We start from the raw sequence: 19597 nt of genomic DNA, 5'->3' as shown, positions 1-19597 counted from the left end.
TATATTCAAATCTTATTGCTGCCCTGATGCTTTTGGAACTCTTGCCTTATCTACTTCTTGCTTCACTTTCTCTAGTACATTCTTTACTGTCTTTTTAATTATATTTTCTACGGCTACTAATAATTTATTTGTAGCACTTATTCCTACTGATTGCACAATTTTATCATCATCATTATCATGAGCAGCTAATTTACCTGCCTTAATCAATGAACGCAATGCTATTCCTCCTGATACTGCACCTGCTAACGCCACATCTTGTGCAAGATGAGCTGCATTAGCCCCTCCCTTTGCAAAACTTAATGTACTTGTAGCTGCGGTTGCATTAGCTCCTACTGCTGCATCACTTTCTCCTGATTTAACAATGGCTGCCAATATTTCTTCCCCACTTACTGATGATACTATTGCTGCTGCTTTCTCTCCCACTGCCGCCGCTCCTGCATTAGCACCTGCCGCTAACACCTTGGCTCCATCTTTATTATTTGCATTATCTATTTTCACTGCTATGTCTCCCACTTTTGGCTTTGCAACCCCTTCTAACTCTGCTGTATCCACAATTCCTTTAAATGCATTATATGCTTTCTTTAATTCAAGCTCAGCTGATGCTACTCCTTGGTTCTGAGAGACTGCCACACCTACCTTCTCACTATCACCTATATCTTTTAAAGAATTTAAATGACCCTTTAACGTCGCTAAAACTCCCTTAGCCACCTCAACTGCAACTCTAATTGGATTTTTTGATGCATCGCTTTTATCAATACCTGATGTTGCCTCGTTTGCTACTTTTTCTAATTCTCCTGATGCTTCTCCAAGTTTACCACCTAAACTATTAAAATATTCTCCTACATCACTTCTCTTTGTATCTTTAGTCACTTTCAAGCCCAATACATCCGACATTAACTCCAAAAATGCATAAAATGCTCTCTCTGCACTCCTCTCCCTACTTCCATCATTGCTCCACTTAATCCTCTCCCATCTCCTCCTCCTATCTCTTCTCCACCTTTTACTCCCCCACTATTACATCCCATCACTATCATTATCATCCAATATTATTCCCTGCATTCTCATTCTATTCCCTATCTTATCCATTCTCTTAACTCTCTCTATTCCTCTCTTCCCTTTTATTTCACCTTATTTTACTTCTCTATTCATTTTCTTCGCCTCCTTGTTTTTTTAGCCTTTTTGGCTTTTTTACTAGCTTATTTATTAAGGAGGCCAAAAATATGATCTATATAAAATTATCATTTACATAACAAATACAATACCGCAAATAAAAAAAGAGAGCTCTTTTGCTCTCATTAACTAAGTTTTATTTGAAAAATTTAATTATATTATAAATTGTACTAATTATCTTATTCTTTTATTCATTAACTTTAGCAACAGCACCCTCTCCTTGCTTAATCTCTCCTAATACCTTATTTATCTCTTTTAATCCTAAATCCACCGTATTTCTGATTGCTATTGTCAATGTACTCAATACCTTATTTACTGCACTTGCTACTGCTCCATTTACTGCATTTGCTGATTTATCTTCATTCTTAACTGCAAACTTACCATCCTTTGCCATTCCTCTCAATGCTATCCCTCCGGCTATTACTGCATCTTTCTTTGCTGTGACCTCTTTAATTTCCTTCTTGTCATTAACAGCTTTAGCAACTGCTATTTCTGCTGCATCTGTTGCTTTTTCAATCCCATTAGTAGTATCAATATTAGGATTTTCCTTTGATTTCGCTATTGCCTTCAATATATCAGCACCACTTACTACTCCTATACTTGCCGCTGCCTTTGCAATATTTTCCTCTTTCGCTTCACCCTTACCAGCATCATTAACAAATAAATTACCTATATCCTTTTTATCATCTCCTGTTTTGTTAGCATCCGCACTACCTTCATTATCTTTCAACACTACTCCAACTATTGCCTTTATCCCTTTTACCAATGATACAACTGCATCTTTGCTAGCAGGAGTAGCCCCATGTCCAGCTGTAGTAGCATTTCCTATTGCCTCCTCACCACTAGCACCACTAGCTGCTTCCTTTGCTCCTTCTTCGCTCTTACTTATCTTCCCAATAAATCCCTCTACCTTCTCTTTCACTTTCTCATAACTTCCATGTTCTTCTAAAATTTTACTTAATTTCCCTTTCACTACTTTCATTGTATTCTCAATCTTACTAAAATATGCACCTATCTCACTTTTCTTTGTTTCTACCTTGATTCCTAATGTCTCCGTAATCATATCCCCAAAACTTACAAAAACATCTAAAAACCCTTTCCCTAAATTTACCATCTCACTCAAAAACACTTTCTCTGGATCCTTCACCCCTCCACTATTACATCCCATCACTATCATCATCACCATTAATATCACTACTCTTACTTTCCCCTCTCCTTTTTTCTCTCTCTTCATTCTTTTCGCCTCCTTGTTTTTTTTATTATTTTTTTTCTAGCTTATCTTAAAAAGCAAAAAACAAATAAACGAGGCTTTATATAACATACACAATACCGCAAATAAAAAAAGAGAGCTTTATTGCTCCCTTTAATAAGGTTCTTATTTAATTATTTCAACAACTATATTCAACATATACTAATTCACCTAACTAGCACCCCCAGCTGCTTCCTTTGCTCCTTCTTCGCTCTTACCTATCTTCCCAATAAATTCCTCTACCTTACCTTTAACTTTCGGATAATCCCCATTCTCTTCTAAAATCTTACCTAATTTCACTTTTCTTTGTTTCCGCATTTATTCCTAATATCCCTGTAATCATATCCCCAAAACTCACAAAAACTTACAAAAATCCTTTCCTTAAATTAGCAACCAAGCACAAAAATCGTTAATACTCGATTATTCCATTATTACATCCCATCATCACTATCACACATTTATCACTAATAAAAAAAGATAACAAGAAAATCAAGTTTTTAGCATTTATTTAATTTAATTATCTATAAACCACCAAGCGACTTTAACTGCACTTTACCATTATCAAATAAAATTAAATATTTTTCATAATTTTATCGTCAAAGATTAAATCACAACTTCAAAATTATAAAACTAAAAAGTAATCCCAAAGATAAATACCTAGCTTTGGGATTCATTTTCCTCTCCTTTAAGGTTAATATTAAATACTAAATTTACAGCAATTTGAATAAGATTAATAAAAATCTCTTCCCTTATAAATATAACCATAAATTTAATCTCTACCGTACACCAAAATATTAATATTATTAATGTGAACCTCTATACTCATAACATACACTTTTAATATCATTAAACATTTTATCTTCAGGATCACCACCAATAAAAGGCACCTTAGCAGATGAATCAGCAAATGGCTCAGAAGATGGAGGATTTAGCAACATAAAATAATTATCAAAAACACTAGCAAGTCTTCTCTCAAGCCTATAATGTTCCTTTGCATCCATACCAACATATACATCTCTACCCTCTACATTAGGTGGATTATCTATACCATATTTAATATACCCAAGCAATTCTCTAACTTTATCCTTATCATTCAATTTTAAGAAAAACCTTTTAACATATCCTTCTACTTTAGATAAATCACCTTTTAAATGAATATTAAAATGATCTGCACTGATATGTGCTTTTGATAATTCATCTTTTAATGCATTAACAAAAAAAGTTAATATACCAAGTTCATCATTACTAAGTTTAAGATTATCTTTCCAATCTGATTTTAAATCAATATTTTCTAGATTTTGCAATAACCGAGTTTTATTTTTAGTTTCCAAAAAACCACAACTTATAAAACAAACTATGCAAAATACCAATACAACTCTATTACACATAAAATCCATCCTACTGAACCTCCAAAATACAAAATGAATTTATTTGTAATAAATATATTTCATTATTATTTACAATATATATTTAACAATCTCTTATATTTTTCTTTACAGAGTATTGCTAAAAAGACAAAATTTATAAAATACTCTTAACTTCTTCAAAAACCCTATATCAAAAAAAGAGCTTGTAATTTGAGATAAATAGATAAAATATTGACATTAACCCCTATAAATTAATTATAAATTAAATTTTCAAAGCCTAGGTATTAATTCTCAAAACCTAACTAGGGACTAGTTTTTTGCTAATTCTTATTAAATTTATCACTTTCAACAGCATTTATAGCTGATTGAGCCTCAATTTGTGCTTTAAGATTATTTAAATGATTTCTTATAATTGACTTTACCTTATCAACACCTTATCAACATCTAAATCAACAAGCAAATTATAAAATTCATCATTACTATATGTCTTATCCCCTGTATCATTCCAAATATCCTCACCGGTTATTATACTTCGTATATATACAATTCTTTCTTTTCCCATACCAGACATTACAAATATCTCTAATAATTGATTAAACTTAGCATTATATTATGACAATATTGCAACCTAAAGCAAAGAACTATTAATTTCACTACTACTACAGTGTATCATTAACATTCAGTAGCAATCCTTTTCTACCTTTTTTAAACAAAAATCTTTATCCATCTTATAAATTTTGCAAAGTTTCTTTTTGTACCAATTTAAGATTTTTAAATTCTCTTTACAAAAAAACTTGATTTTTAAAAAAATTGTATTACTTTTTTAAAGAAAGGGGTTTTCTATGAATAAATTTTTAGGGGTATCATTTATATTATTATTTTTAGGTTGTGATGGAAAAGAGTTTACAGCCTCAAAAAGAAATAAAGTATTTTCTGGTGACAATGTCCAAAACCACAATAAAGTTAATGACCTTTCAATTGAATTAAGTTTAAATGTTGATGAAAAAAAAACACTGAATTTTTTTATAGAAACTCTGAAAGACGAATACGCAAAAACAACAAGTAGCACTAATATGCATTTTAAACGCACAGTAAATGATATAAACAAAATAGAAGAATACTTAGAACAATTTTTTTTAGAATTAAAAGATAATGCTAAAGCAAAAGAATTACTTCGCATAGTAAAAGATACAAAAGAAAATCCAGGAGTAGGTGGGTTGGAGACTGTTAAGTCCAGTATTGCAGGTGCTTTTGATAACTTTTTTGGAGCCACTCCAGAACCTATATCTCATAAATCTAAATCCATATCTACATTTGAAAGTATTAAAACAGCATGTGACGCTTACAAAGCAAAAACTGCTAAACAAGCATAAAATAAAAAATAAAACTTTTTTGAAAAAATTTTAATAAAATTAATAAAATATATTTACTATCATAATCTTTCAAGATTATGATAGTGCTAAGTAAAAGTAAAAACCAAGTAAACTGCAAATATATACAAGCTATTCATTAATTTTTTTCTATTTATGAAGGAAAATTAACTTCCTTCTTGCATTTTAGTAGCTTTTATTAAACATTCATCGTTTTTTCATTTAATGATAAACTGATTATTCAAATCTATAGTTTGATTTTTGATAAAATCATGCAAAGAATATAAGCTCTTAGAAGATGTATTAAAAGAATACATTTTTTTAAAAATCTTCCCATTATTATCCCAAGATCTCATATTAATATTTATTAACTTAACAATTTCATCAACATTTTCTTGCTTGTTTATTTCCTTGATGTTTTCTATAATAAGTCTAATGAATTTATTACGCTTCTTAATGAATATATTCAGTGCAAATTTAATAGTAGCAAGCTTAGATTTCAACATATTATCCTTATTGATTATATCAAGTGATATAAAAAGTCTATGCACATTGAGTAAATTAGAATCACTAACATAGCTATCATCACTACACACAACTTCTCTAGTGAAACGTTCAATATCCTGTAAAATCTTCAACAAATAAAAAACACAAGCTACCCTATCATTCCTATATGGCATGATTTCACCTATAGGACCTGATAATAATTTATTCAGTATACTTACTAAATCAGAAATAGCCTCCTCACTATAGTTCAAACCAGCATAAATACAATCTTCACATTTTACTACTAAGGGATATCTTTTCTTAACCTTGATAATTATACTCTCATCAAACTGAGCTTTTTTTAGAGCAAAATTTTCACGTTTAACCTTAAATTTCTTAAAATATTTCCTTCCTCTGGAAACTATATCCTGATATAATTTCTCAGTCTCATCTACTCTACTTAAATCACTATATAAATAACCTTGATCACTAGATACTAATGTTTGATCACCAAAATACTTTTGATCCTTCAATACTGATGATGGCTGTACATCAGTTGAACATCCAATAATCAATCCAAAAACAATCATTATATTAAATAAACTAAATTTTTTCTGCATTAACTTTCTCCTTATTTAATTTTTTTTAATTACTTATTACCAAGACTTATACTGTTGTTATTTGAATCAATCTTACCAAAAGTAATTTTCATAACACCCACAATGTAACAATAATTCGTTTCAAATTAAAAAAGGCAAAAAAACTAGTAACAATTAAAGATGAAGATGATATAAGAAAAGTATTATATGCTAATGATAAATTAAAATCGGCAAGATTAAACTTAACAAGATTATCTCTGTCCCCTCTTTAGTTTGTAATATAAATTAAGACATTCTCTATTCTTATTTAAATCAGAAACTAAAAATACTAATACAAATGATAAATTTAAAATAAATTTTAAATTTAATTTATTATAAATATAATAACACAATTTATCATAAATTAAATTTTGAAAGACAAAAGAATATAAATATATTATTAATCTATCTTTTTATTTTCATTATTTAATGTAATAAGAAACTTTAGAATCGTTTTGCATTTATTGTGCTTTGTCTTAATAGAACTAAGATTTATCCTTACCGCTTAATAATACCAAATCAACTATTTTTTAATCCCATTAACGACAGAATTAACATTATTAAAATCTATTGGCTCTTTAAACTTATTTTAACAGCATTTTCCTTTGCTCCTTATGAAATTTTTCTAACATCCCCATAATAAATTGATCAATTACTTTCTTTATCTTACTTAATTTCCACCCTTTGCAATTTTGCTTGCAATCTCTATTTTATTGTTCTATTTTACTGAATTTATCTTATCAACTCATTGATATATAAATTAATAAAGAATATGGCTCTTTCTATATATTAAGTTAAGATATATTATTAGATCTACTCTCCCCCAAATCATTTTGGAAAGAAATACCTTATCCTAAATACCAGATTACACTATTAAAATGCAAAAAAAGAAAAAAACTTCTCCATCCATAAATAGAAAAGTGTTTTCCTTATTTGATTTTTTATTTAGTCTTACAATTTTTTAGTAGCAGGAGTTTGAATAGTATCAGATTCTGGAATATTTATCCCAAGTGTATCAGAATATTTTATTCCATTAATTGCTTCTTTAATTTTATTAATTTCAAGATTTATTACTTTCCTAAGTATTACATCAAGTATTCCTAACACCTTATTTACTGCACTTGACACTGCCGCCTTAAGTGCACCATCTTCATTTTGAGCAGGTTGATTAAACTTGCCACCTTTAATCATAGCTTTTAGCGCAACCGCAGCTGCTAAATCTGCATTAGTAGCTGCAGTACCATCATTATTAGCAACATTAGTAGCAGTAGCCAATTGACCAGCATCATCATTAGCAGCAGGAGCAGCATTTTTAGTCTTAGCATTTTTTATTTTATCAATCATTGCCCATGGATCAGCTTTAGCAACTTCAGCAGCTAGCTTAGTAGCATCACCTGCAGTAGCCCTAACATTATGAACCAATGCTTTAGGTCCATTTTCATTAGTCACTACAACACCAGCATTACCTTTTTCAATCTTTACTCCAGAATTTTCAACAGTCTCAACTATAGATTTAATTCCTTCAATAAAAGCTTTAACACTAACTTCTTCAACAGGTGCTGATCCAGCAGCATCTATACCATCAGTAATTTCAGCATTACCAACAAAATCAGCAAGCTTAGTTACAGAAGTAATTAGTTTAGTAATAATTGCACTACTACCTTGAATCACAGCTTCTACTCCTTTCGTATCAGCATTAGGAGTAGCAACTATTTTTTTTGATAACTCATCTAATTTATCCTTAGTACTCTTTAATCCATCTCCAATAGTCTTAAAATGTTCTCCAACTTTGCTTCTATTATCATCAGATTTAACAACATTAAATCCTAATGCATCTCCAACAGCACTACCAAAAACGCCAAAAATCTCCTGAAATCCTTCTCCTATCTTTACTAATTCTTTATTCAAAAATATTCTTCAATATCCCTAATTCAACTTACTCACTATCTATAATTTTACAACCTTCTCTCTACCTGATTCTTCCTAATACCTTATTTATCATTATCACCAAATTACTAAAATTGAAATTTACTAGAATCAAGTAAACAAAAAAATTTCACAATAAAATAAGTTCTATTGATAATTCTAGCTTAAAATCATCAACAGAACTTACTAAAGTTCAAAGACTACTATTTCTGGAGTATTAAAATGTTTAATACAACCCGATAATAATCATACAAAAATTATTGAAATTTTTCAAGTAAATCGGCTATATTAACAACTTTTTTATCAAGATGTAAATTAGAATATTTTTGAAATAATTTTTGCAAATAATTTCTATCATTTAAAAAAATAGTATCCAACATAAATGCTATAAACTTAACATTGTTCTTATAAAAGTCATAACTAGCCTGATTTTTAAGCTTAAAGCTCAATGAATTTATAGAACCTCGTCTTATTTTTTTTATCTTAATAGTCTTTTTATTTTTTATAATAGCAAGGGATTCATTAATGCCATTCTCAATTATATATTGTTCTGCAAGAATCCCCTTCTCCATAGCATTTGCTAGTCTTAAGTAAGCATACACTTGAGTTTTAGCCATCCTATAATCTTTTATAAAACTATCAAAGTGTTTATGACCATCAAGCTTATAATATTCATTATCTTTTATTTCTTTTAAAATTCTAATATTTTCTACCTTATAATAAATTTCTTTCCTTGCATTTTGCTTAAGTTTTTCCTTTAATTCATTATAGCGAATCAAACTTTCCTGTTTTAAATTTATTAATTTAACATCTTTATTATCATGTAAAACTCTATTACTTAAAACAACATTCTTCATTTTGGCTCCTTTGAAAGTGCGTTTAACGCACTATTAATTTCTTAGTCAAAAAACTTTCCAATGCACTTCCATAATCTTTTATATAATCTTTGTTTAAATCAAAAACATCATTCTTTGATATCCTCTTATTCAAGTCCTCTCTCTCATGTATAAAACCTAAAAATCCTCTCTTAGACTGTATATATTCTAACAATTCCTTATGTGTGTTATTATTTTTAAATCTAGTTATAAGGATAAAAATTGGAAGATTTATCCTCAACTCTTTCATATAAAATTCTATTAATTCCAAACTCTCAACTGCCCATTTTTCTGCTGTCATTGGAACTATTATATAGCCACTGCATATCAAAGCATTTGCCAATGTAGCATCTAAACTAGGATTAGTATCTAATACGACATAATCATATTCATTTTGAAGGAAAAATAAACACTCTTTTAACCTTAATTCTTTTAAAGGAATTGCTTCTCTAATAAATTTATGTAAATGAATATAACTTGGAATGAAATCTAGATTATTATCTATATTAACTATCGAATCATTAATGTCTAATGTTTCATTTAAAACTCTATAGATATTGATATTGACAACATCAATATCATTTTCTATTAACTTTTCATGATAATAACTAGTAGTTGATGCTTGTGTATCAATATCTACTAAAAGTACTTTATACTTTTTTGACAACAATGTTGCAAATATGATTGCACTTGTGCTTTTTCCAACACCACCCTTGATTGATGCAATCGTAATTACCTCTGGTTTTTTTCTATCCATTTCGTTACAATTCCTCCATCCGGTAATCTTTTATTATAGAATTTATACACCTCATCTTCCAATTTCATAATTCTTTCAAGCAAAGTTTGAACATATTTTTTTGTAAATTTTTCTTTTTTTATTAAGGAATGAATAGCCTTTATATAGCAAAAAATACTTCCCTTTTTAAATCGAAATTCTATGTAGTAAGGCTTATATATTTTAGTTGTGACATCTGATTTTTTTGTATCATCTTTATACCTAAGTATAAATGAAGTTTTAAGCCTCTTAAACCCGTAAAACATACCTAAAAATCTATCTTCTTCTTTTTCAATACTAAATAAACGAAAAGTACTTTTTTTGTCGCTGTTAAATACACCTCGCAAAGCAACAAAAAATTTGTCTTCTTCTCTCCGATTAACGCCGAAAGCAAAAAGATCGTTAAATATCTTTGTATGATATATTGTTCTGGCATCTTCCTTTTCTATTTTGGAAAAAGAATCATTAAAATTTTTTTTTGGTTTAGATTCTAGATTTTTCAATTGGCATATCACATTTTTTCTTTCAAATTCCGTTAGTAATTTATTTGTTTCTTTCACTTTCTAACCATTTTTTTGTTTTTATAATTGCTTCTTCATAACGTTTTTTGTTTTTATTTTCTTCTATTTTATCTAAGTATCTCATTGTTTTCCATTTAGATGTATTACTTATTAGCAAATTTATATCTTTTGTATCTTTAATATTTATATCTTTATTATTAATTATATTATGACTGACATTTTTAGTTACATTTTTAGATTTATAAGTTTTATACCCTATATTTTTAAAATATTTTTTTTGTGTTTCCTTTGTAAATTTATATATTGCATTTGCATCATGTTCAATAATGTCTTGTTTATTTTCAATGAAACGTTTTAAGTTATTTTGACTGTATTTATTTACTGTATACCTTATGTATGAGCCGTTCCCTTCGCCCAATCTTAATAGAGTTTTTTGAATAATACCTTTATTACATAACAAGGCTAAATCTTTTCTAAGGGTTCTGAGTGTAATTATTTTAAGTTCGTCTTTAGTTAGAAAACGGTTTAATGTATTTAAAATAATGGTTTGATTATATTTGATAGTGTTCTTTTGAAAGTACCTAATTATTGATACTATTTTGTAATACCTAATTTGATACTTTTTTGATAGTTGTGTGTAGTTTTGAATTTTTTGACTTGTATGCATTGCTAATCTCCTTTGAAATAGGTTATCCTCCAATCTTATTGTACATGGTTTTTATCTAGAAGTAAATATCTAAATTTCTATTTTTTTCTTATAAATTCTTATAAATTTTTAATATAAACTATTTATTTGTATAATATTAATTAGTGATATTTATTTTATAAATGGGATATCATTCGTTTTAATAATGCATTAAAATTCATAATCATTATTGAATTTATATATACTCAAAAGTTAACTTATTATATAATAATTAATAAAGAGATTTTCTATATTGTATCCACAAGCATTAATTACGCAGGAAATGGTTTTAAGTGAACTCGTTAAAGCTGGCATAAATAGAGACATTGCTACTGATTTATCTTACAGGTATTATAAAAAGAGCTTACTACTAAAGATCTTGAATATTTAAAAGAAAATTTTGACATAAAACTAGAAATGTTAGAGCGTAGTTTAAAGGCTGAGATTATATCTTTAAAGCTGAATTTGATAATAAGATAGATACTAAATTTGCAGAACTTGACAATAAGATAAATACTATTGAAAGTAATTTAAATGCTAAGATAGATAAAGTAAGGGATGAGTTAAAATTAGATATTAAAGAACTTGATAATAAATGGATATTAAATTCAGTGAGCTTGATAATAATATAGAGTTTGTGAGGAAAGATATAGAAATGAATAAGTTGGAGATTGATACTAAGCTTAGCAAGGCCATATCAGAATTTAAGAGTACATCTAGATTACATAATTGGATGTTTGGTACTATTATTACCCTTAATGTAGGAATTTTTTTGACATTAATTTAAATAATATATTCAGTTTTGAGTAAATAATTTTGAAATTTTGATTTCATTGAGAATTTTTGACTAATACAGATATATAACTATTTTTATTACTTATGTATTAACTTTATTGTATTATTTTCTATTTTAACTACTTTTTAATAGTAATATTTTTTCTTTTTTTGAAAATATGTGATATATATATAATTTATATTATAAAAATATAGATTAAGAACGGAGGTTTAAATGAAAAAACCATTAGGTTTATTAATAATAATTAATTTATTTATGGGGTGTAATAGTGACAGTATGCTTAGTTTAAGCAAATTTATAGATAAACATAAGGATACTGGTAGTAATATATTTGGATTAGATAAATTATCAGATGAGAGTAAGGATGCTTTATTAGATTCAGCGTTAACACTTGGACAAGAAGTGTTACAAGTTGAAAAAGAAATAGGTCCTAAAGTAGTAAATATGGGAGAAGAAGTAGTATCAGGAACATTAGAATTAGGACAAGAAATTTTACAGATGGGACAAAATTTAGGGGAAGTAATAGTTCCGGGAGCAATACAAGCAGGTCAAGTGATATTGCCAGGAGTGTTACATGCGGGTCAAATTGTAGTTCCAGGGTTATTGGAGACAGGGAAAGTAATAGGATGAGGTTTTCAAGATATTTTTTGGTTTGTTGGGAATGTTGTTGGTGATATGTTAGAAGATTTGCTTGTTACGGCAGATATTAAGTCTACTGATAAGAGAAGTAAGATAAAAGAACACTTTGACAAGGTAAAAAGTCAACTGGAAACTGTAAAAAAAAGTAAATTAGGTGATTCATCAGAAGTTCTTGACAAATTAATTGCTGCTGTAAAAAAATTGTCTGAAGCTGTTGGTGATGATAAAACTGATATTGGAGCAGTAAGCAATAGTGCTACTTGGTCTTCTATTGTTTCTAATAGAAGAGAGTGTTAAGGCTATTATTGAAGGAATTAAAGAAATAGTTGAACTTGCTGAAAATTCAGGTGTCAATGTTTCAACAGGAGATGCTGGTGATGCTGTTGCTGCTTCTTCTCAAACCGCTGCTCCTGCTGCTCTTAATGGTGGTCATGCTGGTTCTCAACAAGGAGCTGGCGTTAAACTTGCTGAAGAAGTGTCTAAAGCAGATCCATGGGTAATGATTGATAAGATAAGAAAATCTAACGTTTCAACAGAATCAGGTTATATGAGTGGTAATAAGAAGGCTGGAGAATTAATTACTGGCAAGACTAGTAGTGGTATTGGTGTTGGAGCAGAGACTAATGCAGACTTTGCAGCTGCTGTTGCATTAAAAGCAATGAGTAAAGATGGTAAATTTGCTGTTTATGCTAAGAATTTTAGTAGTAACGATGCTAATAAAATTAAAGAAGCTGCAACTGAGGCTGTTAATAAGGTATTAGATACACTTGGTTTAATTATTAGAAGGACAGTTAGAATGGAGATTGGTAAGGTTAACAAAAAAGTAATTGATCAGAAATCTTAATTTACTTTATTTAAAGTTCAATACTTGCTATTAAATTTAAATTATGATTAATAGCAAGTGTGGTGTAATATAAATTTATTTGGATGTGCCTATATAGAGGAAGGAATGATTATAAGTAATAATGCCTTTTCTATGTGGTGCTGTCCATTTTAAATTAAATGGTCTTTTTGATAAAATTAATTTTGTGGAAAAATGTCAACCTTGAAATGTCATTAAAAGATTGAACTAACAATAAGATTATTAGTTCATATAAATAGGATAAAGTTAAAGAGATTATACTTAATGGGTAATGATAGTAGTGATAGGATGTAATAGTTGAGTAGTAGAAGAGGGTAAAGGGAGTTTTGAGAATAAGTTTTGAAACTCAATGAGTGAGAGTGAGTAATGAATTTTTGGATGTTTTTACTTTTTTTGTGGATATAGTAGGGAGTTGTATTGGGATTGAATGTTGAGAGTAAGAAATCTGATGTAGGGAAATATTTTAAGACAGTGCAGGAGACTGTGCAAGGGATAAAGGATGGGCTTAATAAAATTGTTAGTGAGATGAAGGCAGAAAAGAATCCGAATGCTGCAGCTACTGAGAGTGCAGTGAAGACATTGGTTGAGAGTAAACTAGATAAGATAATTGGAGGAGCAAAGGAAGCAAGTGAAGCTATTGGTAATGCTAGTGAGTTAATAGGAAATGTAGCTGATAATAATGCTGGTGGTACTGTTGGTGATATTGATAGTTTAGTGAAAGGAATTAAAGGTATAGTAGAAGTGGTACTTGAAAAAGAAGGAAATGCTGAAGCTGGGGATGATAAAAAGGCTGAGGATGGTAATACTGCAAGGAATAATGATGGTGCAGGTAAATTGTTTGATGGTACTACTGGATCTGGAGCGGATGATAAAAAATCAGCAACTGATGCATCAAAGGCTGTTGGAGCAGTAACAGGAGCTGATATATTAAAAGCTATGGTTAGAGATAGTGGTAATGCTGCTAAATTGGCTAAGCATAGTGCCGCTATTGCAGATGCTAATGTTAATGCTCCTAAAGATGCAGAAGTTGCAGGAGGTATAGCATTAAGAGCTATAGCTAAGAATGGTAAATTTGCTAATGGTAACAATGCTAATGATGCAAAAAAAATGATAGAAAGAGCAATAGTAAGTGTTGTGACTAAAGCATTAGATACATTAACTGTAGCAATAAGAAAGACAATTGATTTGGGACTTAAGGAAGTAAAGAATGTAATAAAAATTAATAATGATACTCCTTCATCATCTGAAAAGAGTGTTTCTGGTGGTGGAAATTGATAGCACTATATAACTAAATAATAAAATGAAAAAAATAAAGTTAAAGTTATAAAAGAAAGATACTGCGAGTTAATCTCTTGGTATCTTTTATTTTGTGGTGTGCAATAAAGATGTATTTTTGTATATTATTTTTTTATTAATATCATTATTCTTGTTGTGAGGTGTATTAGCCATTTGAAAAAATCAAATAACCATCTATAGTTTTATATAATATAGTATGAAAGTATAATCTTAAATTTAGAAGACTCATTATGTAATGTAAATATAAAACGCTCAATGATATAGATTTTGTATTTTCACATTGATAATATGTGTGAATAAAATCAATCATTAATTTTTATATGGTTAATTTAAGGGAAGGATTTTTGGACGTTTTTGTCATTTTGGGGATATGGTTACTGAGACGTTAGAGAATCAAGGCAGATACTAAGAAGAGTAGATATTGAAGCATATTTTAGTGAGATTGAGAATACAATAAAGATACTGAAAGTGAGATTGTGAAAAATTGTAGGAGAATATGGGCATTATATTAGGGCGAAAGAGAATGTAGAGAAATTTATTGGGAAGATAAGTAAGATCGAGGAGTGAGCAAAGGAAGCGGCTTTGGGAGCTAGCTAGTGGTAGTGTTAATATTATTATTGGTAATGCTACTGCTTTTAGACAAGATGTATTACATGAAGATTTTAATAGCATAAGTAAATATATATATTTATTTAGGAATAAAGGTCATTATTGTAGTAGTATTGAAAGAGAATGAATGTAAAGCTGTTTCTACTAAGACTGATGGAGAGCAGTATAAGACAATTGGTAAGTTGTTTGAAAAGCGGGATAATGTTAGTGAGGCAAAAGCAGCAGTAGCGCAAGTGCAGTAGTATGGTTTTAGGAATTTTTAGTGTTTTTGGGAGTGAGATAGGAGATACATTAGGATTTAGTGTGGTGAAATCGGGGTATAAGAGAGATAAGATAGTAGAATATTTTGAGAAGATAAAAAAAGGATTGGAAGTGATTAATGAAAAGTTGCAAGGGCTAGCAGGTGAAATTTCTGGTGCAAAGAATGCTGATGTGAACACAATTGGAGTTGTCAAGGGTTCCATTAAAGAAGCAAATGAAGTTTTTGACCAGTTAATTGTGGCTTTAACTAAATTGGTTGGTGTTGCAAAAGGGCAATATTGGTATTGCTGATGATGTTGCTGGTGTTAGTGCTGTTGGGGCTGATAAGGTTAGCGTGGAGATTGTAATTGAAAGTGTAAAAAAAGTTGTTGATATAGCAAAACAATCTGGTGTAGAAGTCAATTTTTGAGATGCTGGTGGTGTGGTGGCTCATACAGATGGACCTAGAGTGTTGACTTACAAGCAAGAAATAATTCTGGAGCAAATAAATTATTTAGTTAATGTTAAGTTGACTTAGGAAGTGACTAAAGTAGATCTTTGGGTTATGATTAATAAAATTAAAAATAGTATCCTAAAATGTGCAAAAGTGAAACAACCGTAGGGGGAAATGATTTTATTTATATATTGGTAATAATCATATTAACATTGTATTTTATGATAATTTTAAATATGCAAAACATATTGTTTGGGATATTTAATCAATAATTCGACATTATACAAAATAAAACTTGACATACCCATGTTCAAATATTATAATGTGTGTGTTAGTGGTTAATAAGTTAAAAGTTTGAAATAATTTATCAATTTAATTTTTAATAGAAATTGATATTTTTATGATAAGGAGAATATTTGAAACAAAAAGATTTCATTATATCGATAATGTTTATTTTAATAAATTTGTTACTGATATCTTGTGGCTCCCCAAGAAAGTATGTTTCTGGTGGCATTGTTATTAGTAGTAATACAACTCCAAAACAAAAAAATATGCAAAAAGAACAGAAAGAAAAAGAAATTGCAGATATTAAAAGAGAGATTCCTAATAAGATAATAGATATTTTAAAAATACATTATGGTAAAAGTTGGGATGAATTTGCACAAATTATTGAATTGGTAGACTCTAGATTGGCTAGTCCCAATGAAATATTTAACATGTTTATAATTGAAGATGCTTCAAAGAATATCCTGTATACAGAAAACGTGACACTAAGAAATGAATTTTACTTAGCTCTTGAATATGATCTTAATTTGATGGCACCCTTTATAGATATTTATTATAATATAGATAATGGTTCTACTTTTGATGATTCATAAGGTGCATTAAGATGCAGATCATTTATGAATGAATTTAAAAACAATATAATTGAACAATCACGGAACTATGCTAAAGCATATTACATAGATGTATATGAAGCTTTAAAATCTAAACAAAATAAACTTGATATGTTATCTCTACAAGATTTAAAGTTATAAAAAACCAAATTGGAAAAACTTGAATCATCTAAAAGAGAATTAATAACAGGAGTAATACGAAAATTTGTGAATGATTACAACAATGATATAGCCACAGAGTTTTTCATAATTGAATTAGATACAGAATTTCCGACTGGCATTTTTGACCTGTATAAAGTTCAACCATATTTTGAAGAAAAGTTCGAAAACTTTGAAGCCAAATGTAGTGTTGTTATAGCTTTAGCTAATGAAATTAAAGGTGTCTTAGACAAGATAAAGATAAATTAAATATTATTAAATTTATGATTTTTGCTTAAAAGAGTGATTTTGTATAAAATCTAGTAAGGCCATTAGTTATGAAGTTTAATTGATATGCATATATAACACAATATTATACTGTATTATATCATAATTCTCATAATTAAACGTCAATAAATTAGTTAACAAGTAATTATTGTCATAACTAACTAAGTGCAACTAGAATTTTTGTTTTTTATAATATTTGAAATATTAATGAATAGTTGTTGCTATTTTAGATTAAATTTATTAATTTAGTGATAATTAAGAGAGATTAAAAGTATAATATGTTAACAACATGTTAATTTGTTATACTAGTATAGTATCTTGTTACTATTAAGAGGGTTTTGTTTTATTATGAAAGATATTAAATTTCCTAAAAAAAAGAAAGGTTTTAGAGATGAAGAAATTGATATGGAAGCGTTTATAGAGCAGGTTGACGCTAATATAGAGAAAATGGATCGTGAATTTAAAGAATTTCAAAGAAGATATGGATCGGATAAAAGTTTTGAGGATTGGATTGAATATGAGGAGAAAGAGCAAAAACTTAAAGATGAAAAAATTCAGTTAAGAGTTAAGAATTTGAGTTCGCGATTTGCAAAGAAATTGAATTCTAAAATTATTGCTAAATGATGATATTTTGATATTTAATGTTGCGTATGTTAATAATACTAGTTTACAATTTATTAAGCTTTATATAATGTGAGGTGTTTTTTGATATATGCAAATTAATTTTTGTATGCTTCTTTTAAATATAAATATCAAAATTCTAGTAATTCAGGTGGCTTTGTAACAAGTAATTGTAATAAAGTTGAAAACCATCCAATTAAAGGCTCTTTATATAAGAGAGTAGTAAAGTTAGCATTTGATGATAATGGTCGTTATGATCTTAGTGTATAAGCTGGTGGTGTTAATGATTTATGACTACAAAGCCAACATTTATGCCTGGTGAAGGACTTATGACTAATGAATTTGGTCAAAATGAGCTTGTAAGAGTAACACCAGCACCAATTAATGAAAATTTTAGCAATCTTGAAGCAAGAATTATTGCAGAAGAAATTAATAGAATACAAAAAATTGAAGGAAGTAATAAAGGACACGTAATTATCAATAATTATTTAATGGTGATGTTTTGGATGCTGATAAACTTGTTAGAATGTTAAAGGAGAAGGAGCATGCAATTGGTTTTCGAATGTTGGACTAGAAAAAATAAAAAATATTTTCAATAATCAATTTTATCTATTGATTTTTTTAACAAGATGTATAATGTTAATTGTATTTATAGTAATAAAATTTATTATTTTTACTATAAATATACCCTTGAATAAGATCAATAACTTTTGTTGTTGGTCTTATTATTTTTTAAGTGGCTACAATTAATAATTCAAGCTTATTATGTTACAATTAATTAGAATGTATAGAGTTTAAAGATTAATAGAGGTTTGAATATGGATGTTGCTGTAACAAAAGAACAATTAATTGATGATAATCCAATAAATAAGAGTTCAATTAGATCTGAGAGAGTTAAAAAAGATTATCATAATATACCATTTGATGGTCATATTATAAGTTATTATGTTCTTGAAGAGAAGTTTGATCTTCTTCAAGATAGAATGATGGATAATTTTCACTATTTAGATGATAAGATCAATATTCTCAAGATTGATTTAAATGAAAAGATAGATGGAGTTGAGAGTAGACTTAGTGCTAGAATGGATAAACTAGATGCAAAGATAGAGGCTGTTAAGAGTGATGTGGGTCAAATTAATTCTAGGTTAACTTTTATTGAAAGTAAGTTAGGATTTATTGAAGGTAAGTTAGGATTTATTGAAGGTAAGTTAGGATTTAAGGGTCAATTGATTTCGTCTTTGACAGTTATTGCGACACTTGCTGTTTCATATTTTGTAGTCCAAATGTTTGTGACTTTAGGAAAGTATTTAGGAATTTCATAGTATGGTACTTAGGTATTAATCTTTATTAATCACTAATCTTTGGTTCTCTTTTGTGATTAAGCCCTTATTCATTAATTCTGATAAATATTTATTTATTTATTTTATATTTAGATAAATTTGTATTTTGATTAATTTTACGCACTGATTTTATAGTACGATTATCGTTTTCTAAATTAGATTTGATAAATTTAAGTATTTTGTAATCATTAAATTTTTTATGTTGTTTTTTAGACTCTGAATTAAAGATTTGACGTTGTTGTTTCAAATTAATATCCTTGTTAATTTTTGGTAAATTAACTTTAATACTTCTTTGTAATTATATTGAGTATAATAATTTTTGTTCATAAAATTTATTGTAGGAATGGTGTATTATG

Annotated in this window: 19 protein-coding genes and 8 pseudogenes; 15 read left to right on the top strand and 12 right to left on the bottom strand. The window is 28.5% G+C overall.

Going from position 1 to position 19597, the window contains the following annotated elements:
- Nucleotides 1-12: 12 nt before the first annotated feature.
- The 5 genes and pseudogenes from BRE_RS05085 to BRE_RS06375 all read right to left on the bottom strand — a co-directional run bounded on the left by BRE_RS05085 (nt 13) and on the right by BRE_RS06375 (nt 4357).
- Nucleotides 13-1086: pseudogene (locus BRE_RS05085) on the bottom strand (variable large family protein).
- 271 nt (nt 1087-1357) lie between these two features.
- Nucleotides 1358-2404, bottom strand: coding sequence for a variable large family protein (locus BRE_RS05080; protein ID WP_012539585.1), 1047 nt, complete (start codon nt 2402-2404; stop codon nt 1358-1360).
- Between the two features lie 189 nt (nt 2405-2593).
- Nucleotides 2594-2864: pseudogene (locus BRE_RS06245) on the bottom strand (variable large family protein); the annotation flags it as partial.
- Nucleotides 2865-3222: 358 nt separating this feature from the next.
- The gene (locus tag BRE_RS05075; RefSeq protein WP_012539584.1) at nt 3223-3816 is read right to left on the bottom strand and encodes a hypothetical protein; all 594 of its coding nucleotides are present in this window, start codon (nt 3814-3816) and stop codon (nt 3223-3225) included.
- Between the two features lie 388 nt (nt 3817-4204).
- Nucleotides 4205-4357 carry a BTA121 domain-containing protein surface lipoprotein gene (locus tag BRE_RS06375; protein ID WP_158298616.1) on the bottom strand — a complete coding sequence of 51 codons (153 nt, stop codon included), beginning with the start codon at nt 4355-4357 and terminating at the stop codon, nt 4205-4207.
- 271 nt (nt 4358-4628) lie between these two features.
- Between BRE_RS06375 and BRE_RS05070 the strand changes: the two genes are divergently transcribed.
- Nucleotides 4629-5159 carry a hypothetical protein gene (locus BRE_RS05070; RefSeq protein ID WP_012539583.1) on the top strand — a complete coding sequence of 177 codons (531 nt, stop codon included), beginning with the start codon at nt 4629-4631 and terminating at the stop codon, nt 5157-5159.
- 215 nt (nt 5160-5374) lie between these two features.
- Here the strand turns inward: BRE_RS05070 and BRE_RS05065 are convergent, their stop codons facing one another.
- The 6 genes and pseudogenes from BRE_RS05065 to BRE_RS05040 form a co-directional block, all read right to left on the bottom strand.
- A complete protein-coding gene (locus BRE_RS05065) occupies nt 5375-6262 on the bottom strand; it encodes a hypothetical protein (protein ID WP_012539582.1) in 888 nt (295 codons plus the stop codon).
- A 969-nt stretch (nt 6263-7231) separates the two neighbouring features.
- Nucleotides 7232-8182, bottom strand: a pseudogene (locus BRE_RS05060) (variable large family protein); the annotation flags it as partial.
- Nucleotides 8183-8463: 281 nt separating this feature from the next.
- Nucleotides 8464-9063, bottom strand: coding sequence for a chromosome replication/partitioning protein (locus BRE_RS05055; RefSeq protein ID WP_012539581.1), 600 nt, complete (start codon nt 9061-9063; stop codon nt 8464-8466).
- A 22-nt stretch (nt 9064-9085) separates the two neighbouring features.
- Nucleotides 9086-9838 carry a ParA family protein gene (locus BRE_RS05050; RefSeq protein WP_012539580.1) on the bottom strand — a complete coding sequence of 251 codons (753 nt, stop codon included), beginning with the start codon at nt 9836-9838 and terminating at the stop codon, nt 9086-9088.
- Entirely contained in the window at nt 9814-10416 is a 603-nt protein-coding gene (locus BRE_RS05045; protein ID WP_012539579.1) for a DUF226 domain-containing protein, read from the bottom strand. The genes BRE_RS05050 and BRE_RS05045 overlap by 25 nt, the downstream gene beginning before the upstream one ends.
- Nucleotides 10400-11044 (bottom strand): plasmid maintenance protein, encoded by a 645-nt coding sequence (locus BRE_RS05040; protein WP_041178235.1) that lies wholly within the window; start codon nt 11042-11044, stop codon nt 10400-10402. The genes BRE_RS05045 and BRE_RS05040 overlap by 17 nt, the downstream gene beginning before the upstream one ends.
- Before the next feature lie 218 nt (nt 11045-11262).
- Between BRE_RS05040 and bdr the strand changes: the two are divergent.
- The 14 genes and pseudogenes from bdr to BRE_RS04995 all read left to right on the top strand — a co-directional run bounded on the left by bdr (nt 11263) and on the right by BRE_RS04995 (nt 19223).
- Nucleotides 11263-11849: pseudogene (bdr, locus tag BRE_RS05035) on the top strand (Bdr family repetitive protein).
- A gap of 222 nt (nt 11850-12071) precedes the next feature.
- Entirely contained in the window at nt 12072-12488 is a 417-nt protein-coding gene (locus tag BRE_RS06605) for a hypothetical protein (protein ID WP_232212761.1), read from the top strand.
- A 45-nt stretch (nt 12489-12533) separates the two neighbouring features.
- Complete coding sequence (locus BRE_RS06600) at nt 12534-12794, top strand: hypothetical protein (RefSeq protein WP_232212760.1); 261 nt, start codon at nt 12534-12536, stop codon at nt 12792-12794.
- Nucleotides 12769-13341, top strand: coding sequence for a variable large family protein (locus tag BRE_RS06595; protein WP_232212759.1), 573 nt, complete (start codon nt 12769-12771; stop codon nt 13339-13341). The genes BRE_RS06600 and BRE_RS06595 overlap by 26 nt, the downstream gene beginning before the upstream one ends.
- A gap of 289 nt (nt 13342-13630) precedes the next feature.
- Nucleotides 13631-14634, top strand: a pseudogene (locus tag BRE_RS05025) (variable large family protein).
- Between the two features lie 341 nt (nt 14635-14975).
- Nucleotides 14976-15219 (top strand): annotated as a pseudogene (locus BRE_RS06590) (variable large family protein); the annotation flags it as partial.
- A gap of 158 nt (nt 15220-15377) precedes the next feature.
- Entirely contained in the window at nt 15378-15506 is a 129-nt protein-coding gene (locus BRE_RS06795; protein ID WP_269516815.1) for a hypothetical protein, read from the top strand.
- A 13-nt stretch (nt 15507-15519) separates the two neighbouring features.
- Nucleotides 15520-15816: pseudogene (locus tag BRE_RS05855) on the top strand (variable large family protein); the annotation flags it as partial.
- Nucleotides 15785-15934, top strand: coding sequence for a hypothetical protein (locus BRE_RS06235; protein ID WP_156768702.1), 150 nt, complete (start codon nt 15785-15787; stop codon nt 15932-15934). The pseudogene BRE_RS05855 and the gene BRE_RS06235, both read left to right, overlap by 32 nt.
- A 470-nt stretch (nt 15935-16404) precedes the next feature.
- A pseudogene (locus BRE_RS06585) lies at nt 16405-17262 on the top strand (virulence associated lipoprotein).
- 366 nt (nt 17263-17628) lie between these two features.
- Complete coding sequence (locus tag BRE_RS05005; protein ID WP_041177975.1) at nt 17629-17904, top strand: hypothetical protein; 276 nt, start codon at nt 17629-17631, stop codon at nt 17902-17904.
- Nucleotides 17905-18006: 102 nt separating this feature from the next.
- Nucleotides 18007-18171: a DUF228 domain-containing protein gene (locus BRE_RS06230; protein WP_156768701.1), complete on the top strand. Its 165-nt coding sequence runs from the start codon at nt 18007-18009 to the stop codon at nt 18169-18171.
- A gap of 20 nt (nt 18172-18191) precedes the next feature.
- Entirely contained in the window at nt 18192-18434 is a 243-nt protein-coding gene (locus BRE_RS05000; RefSeq protein ID WP_012539576.1) for a hypothetical protein, read from the top strand.
- A 285-nt stretch (nt 18435-18719) separates the two neighbouring features.
- Complete coding sequence (locus BRE_RS04995) at nt 18720-19223, top strand: BdrQ protein (RefSeq protein WP_156768700.1); 504 nt, start codon at nt 18720-18722, stop codon at nt 19221-19223.
- Between the two features lie 88 nt (nt 19224-19311).
- Here BRE_RS04995 and BRE_RS06580 read toward each other — a convergent pair whose 3' ends face one another.
- Nucleotides 19312-19488 (bottom strand): hypothetical protein, encoded by a 177-nt coding sequence (locus BRE_RS06580; RefSeq protein ID WP_232212758.1) that lies wholly within the window; start codon nt 19486-19488, stop codon nt 19312-19314.
- Between the last annotated feature and the right edge of the window lie 109 nt (nt 19489-19597).

It is taken from the genome of Borrelia recurrentis A1, assembly GCF_000019705.1.
Taxonomy (GTDB): domain Bacteria; phylum Spirochaetota; class Spirochaetia; order Borreliales; family Borreliaceae; genus Borrelia; species Borrelia duttonii.
The sequence above is the reverse complement of the archived record's forward strand: the minus strand, read 5'-3'. Positions and strand labels throughout refer to the sequence as shown.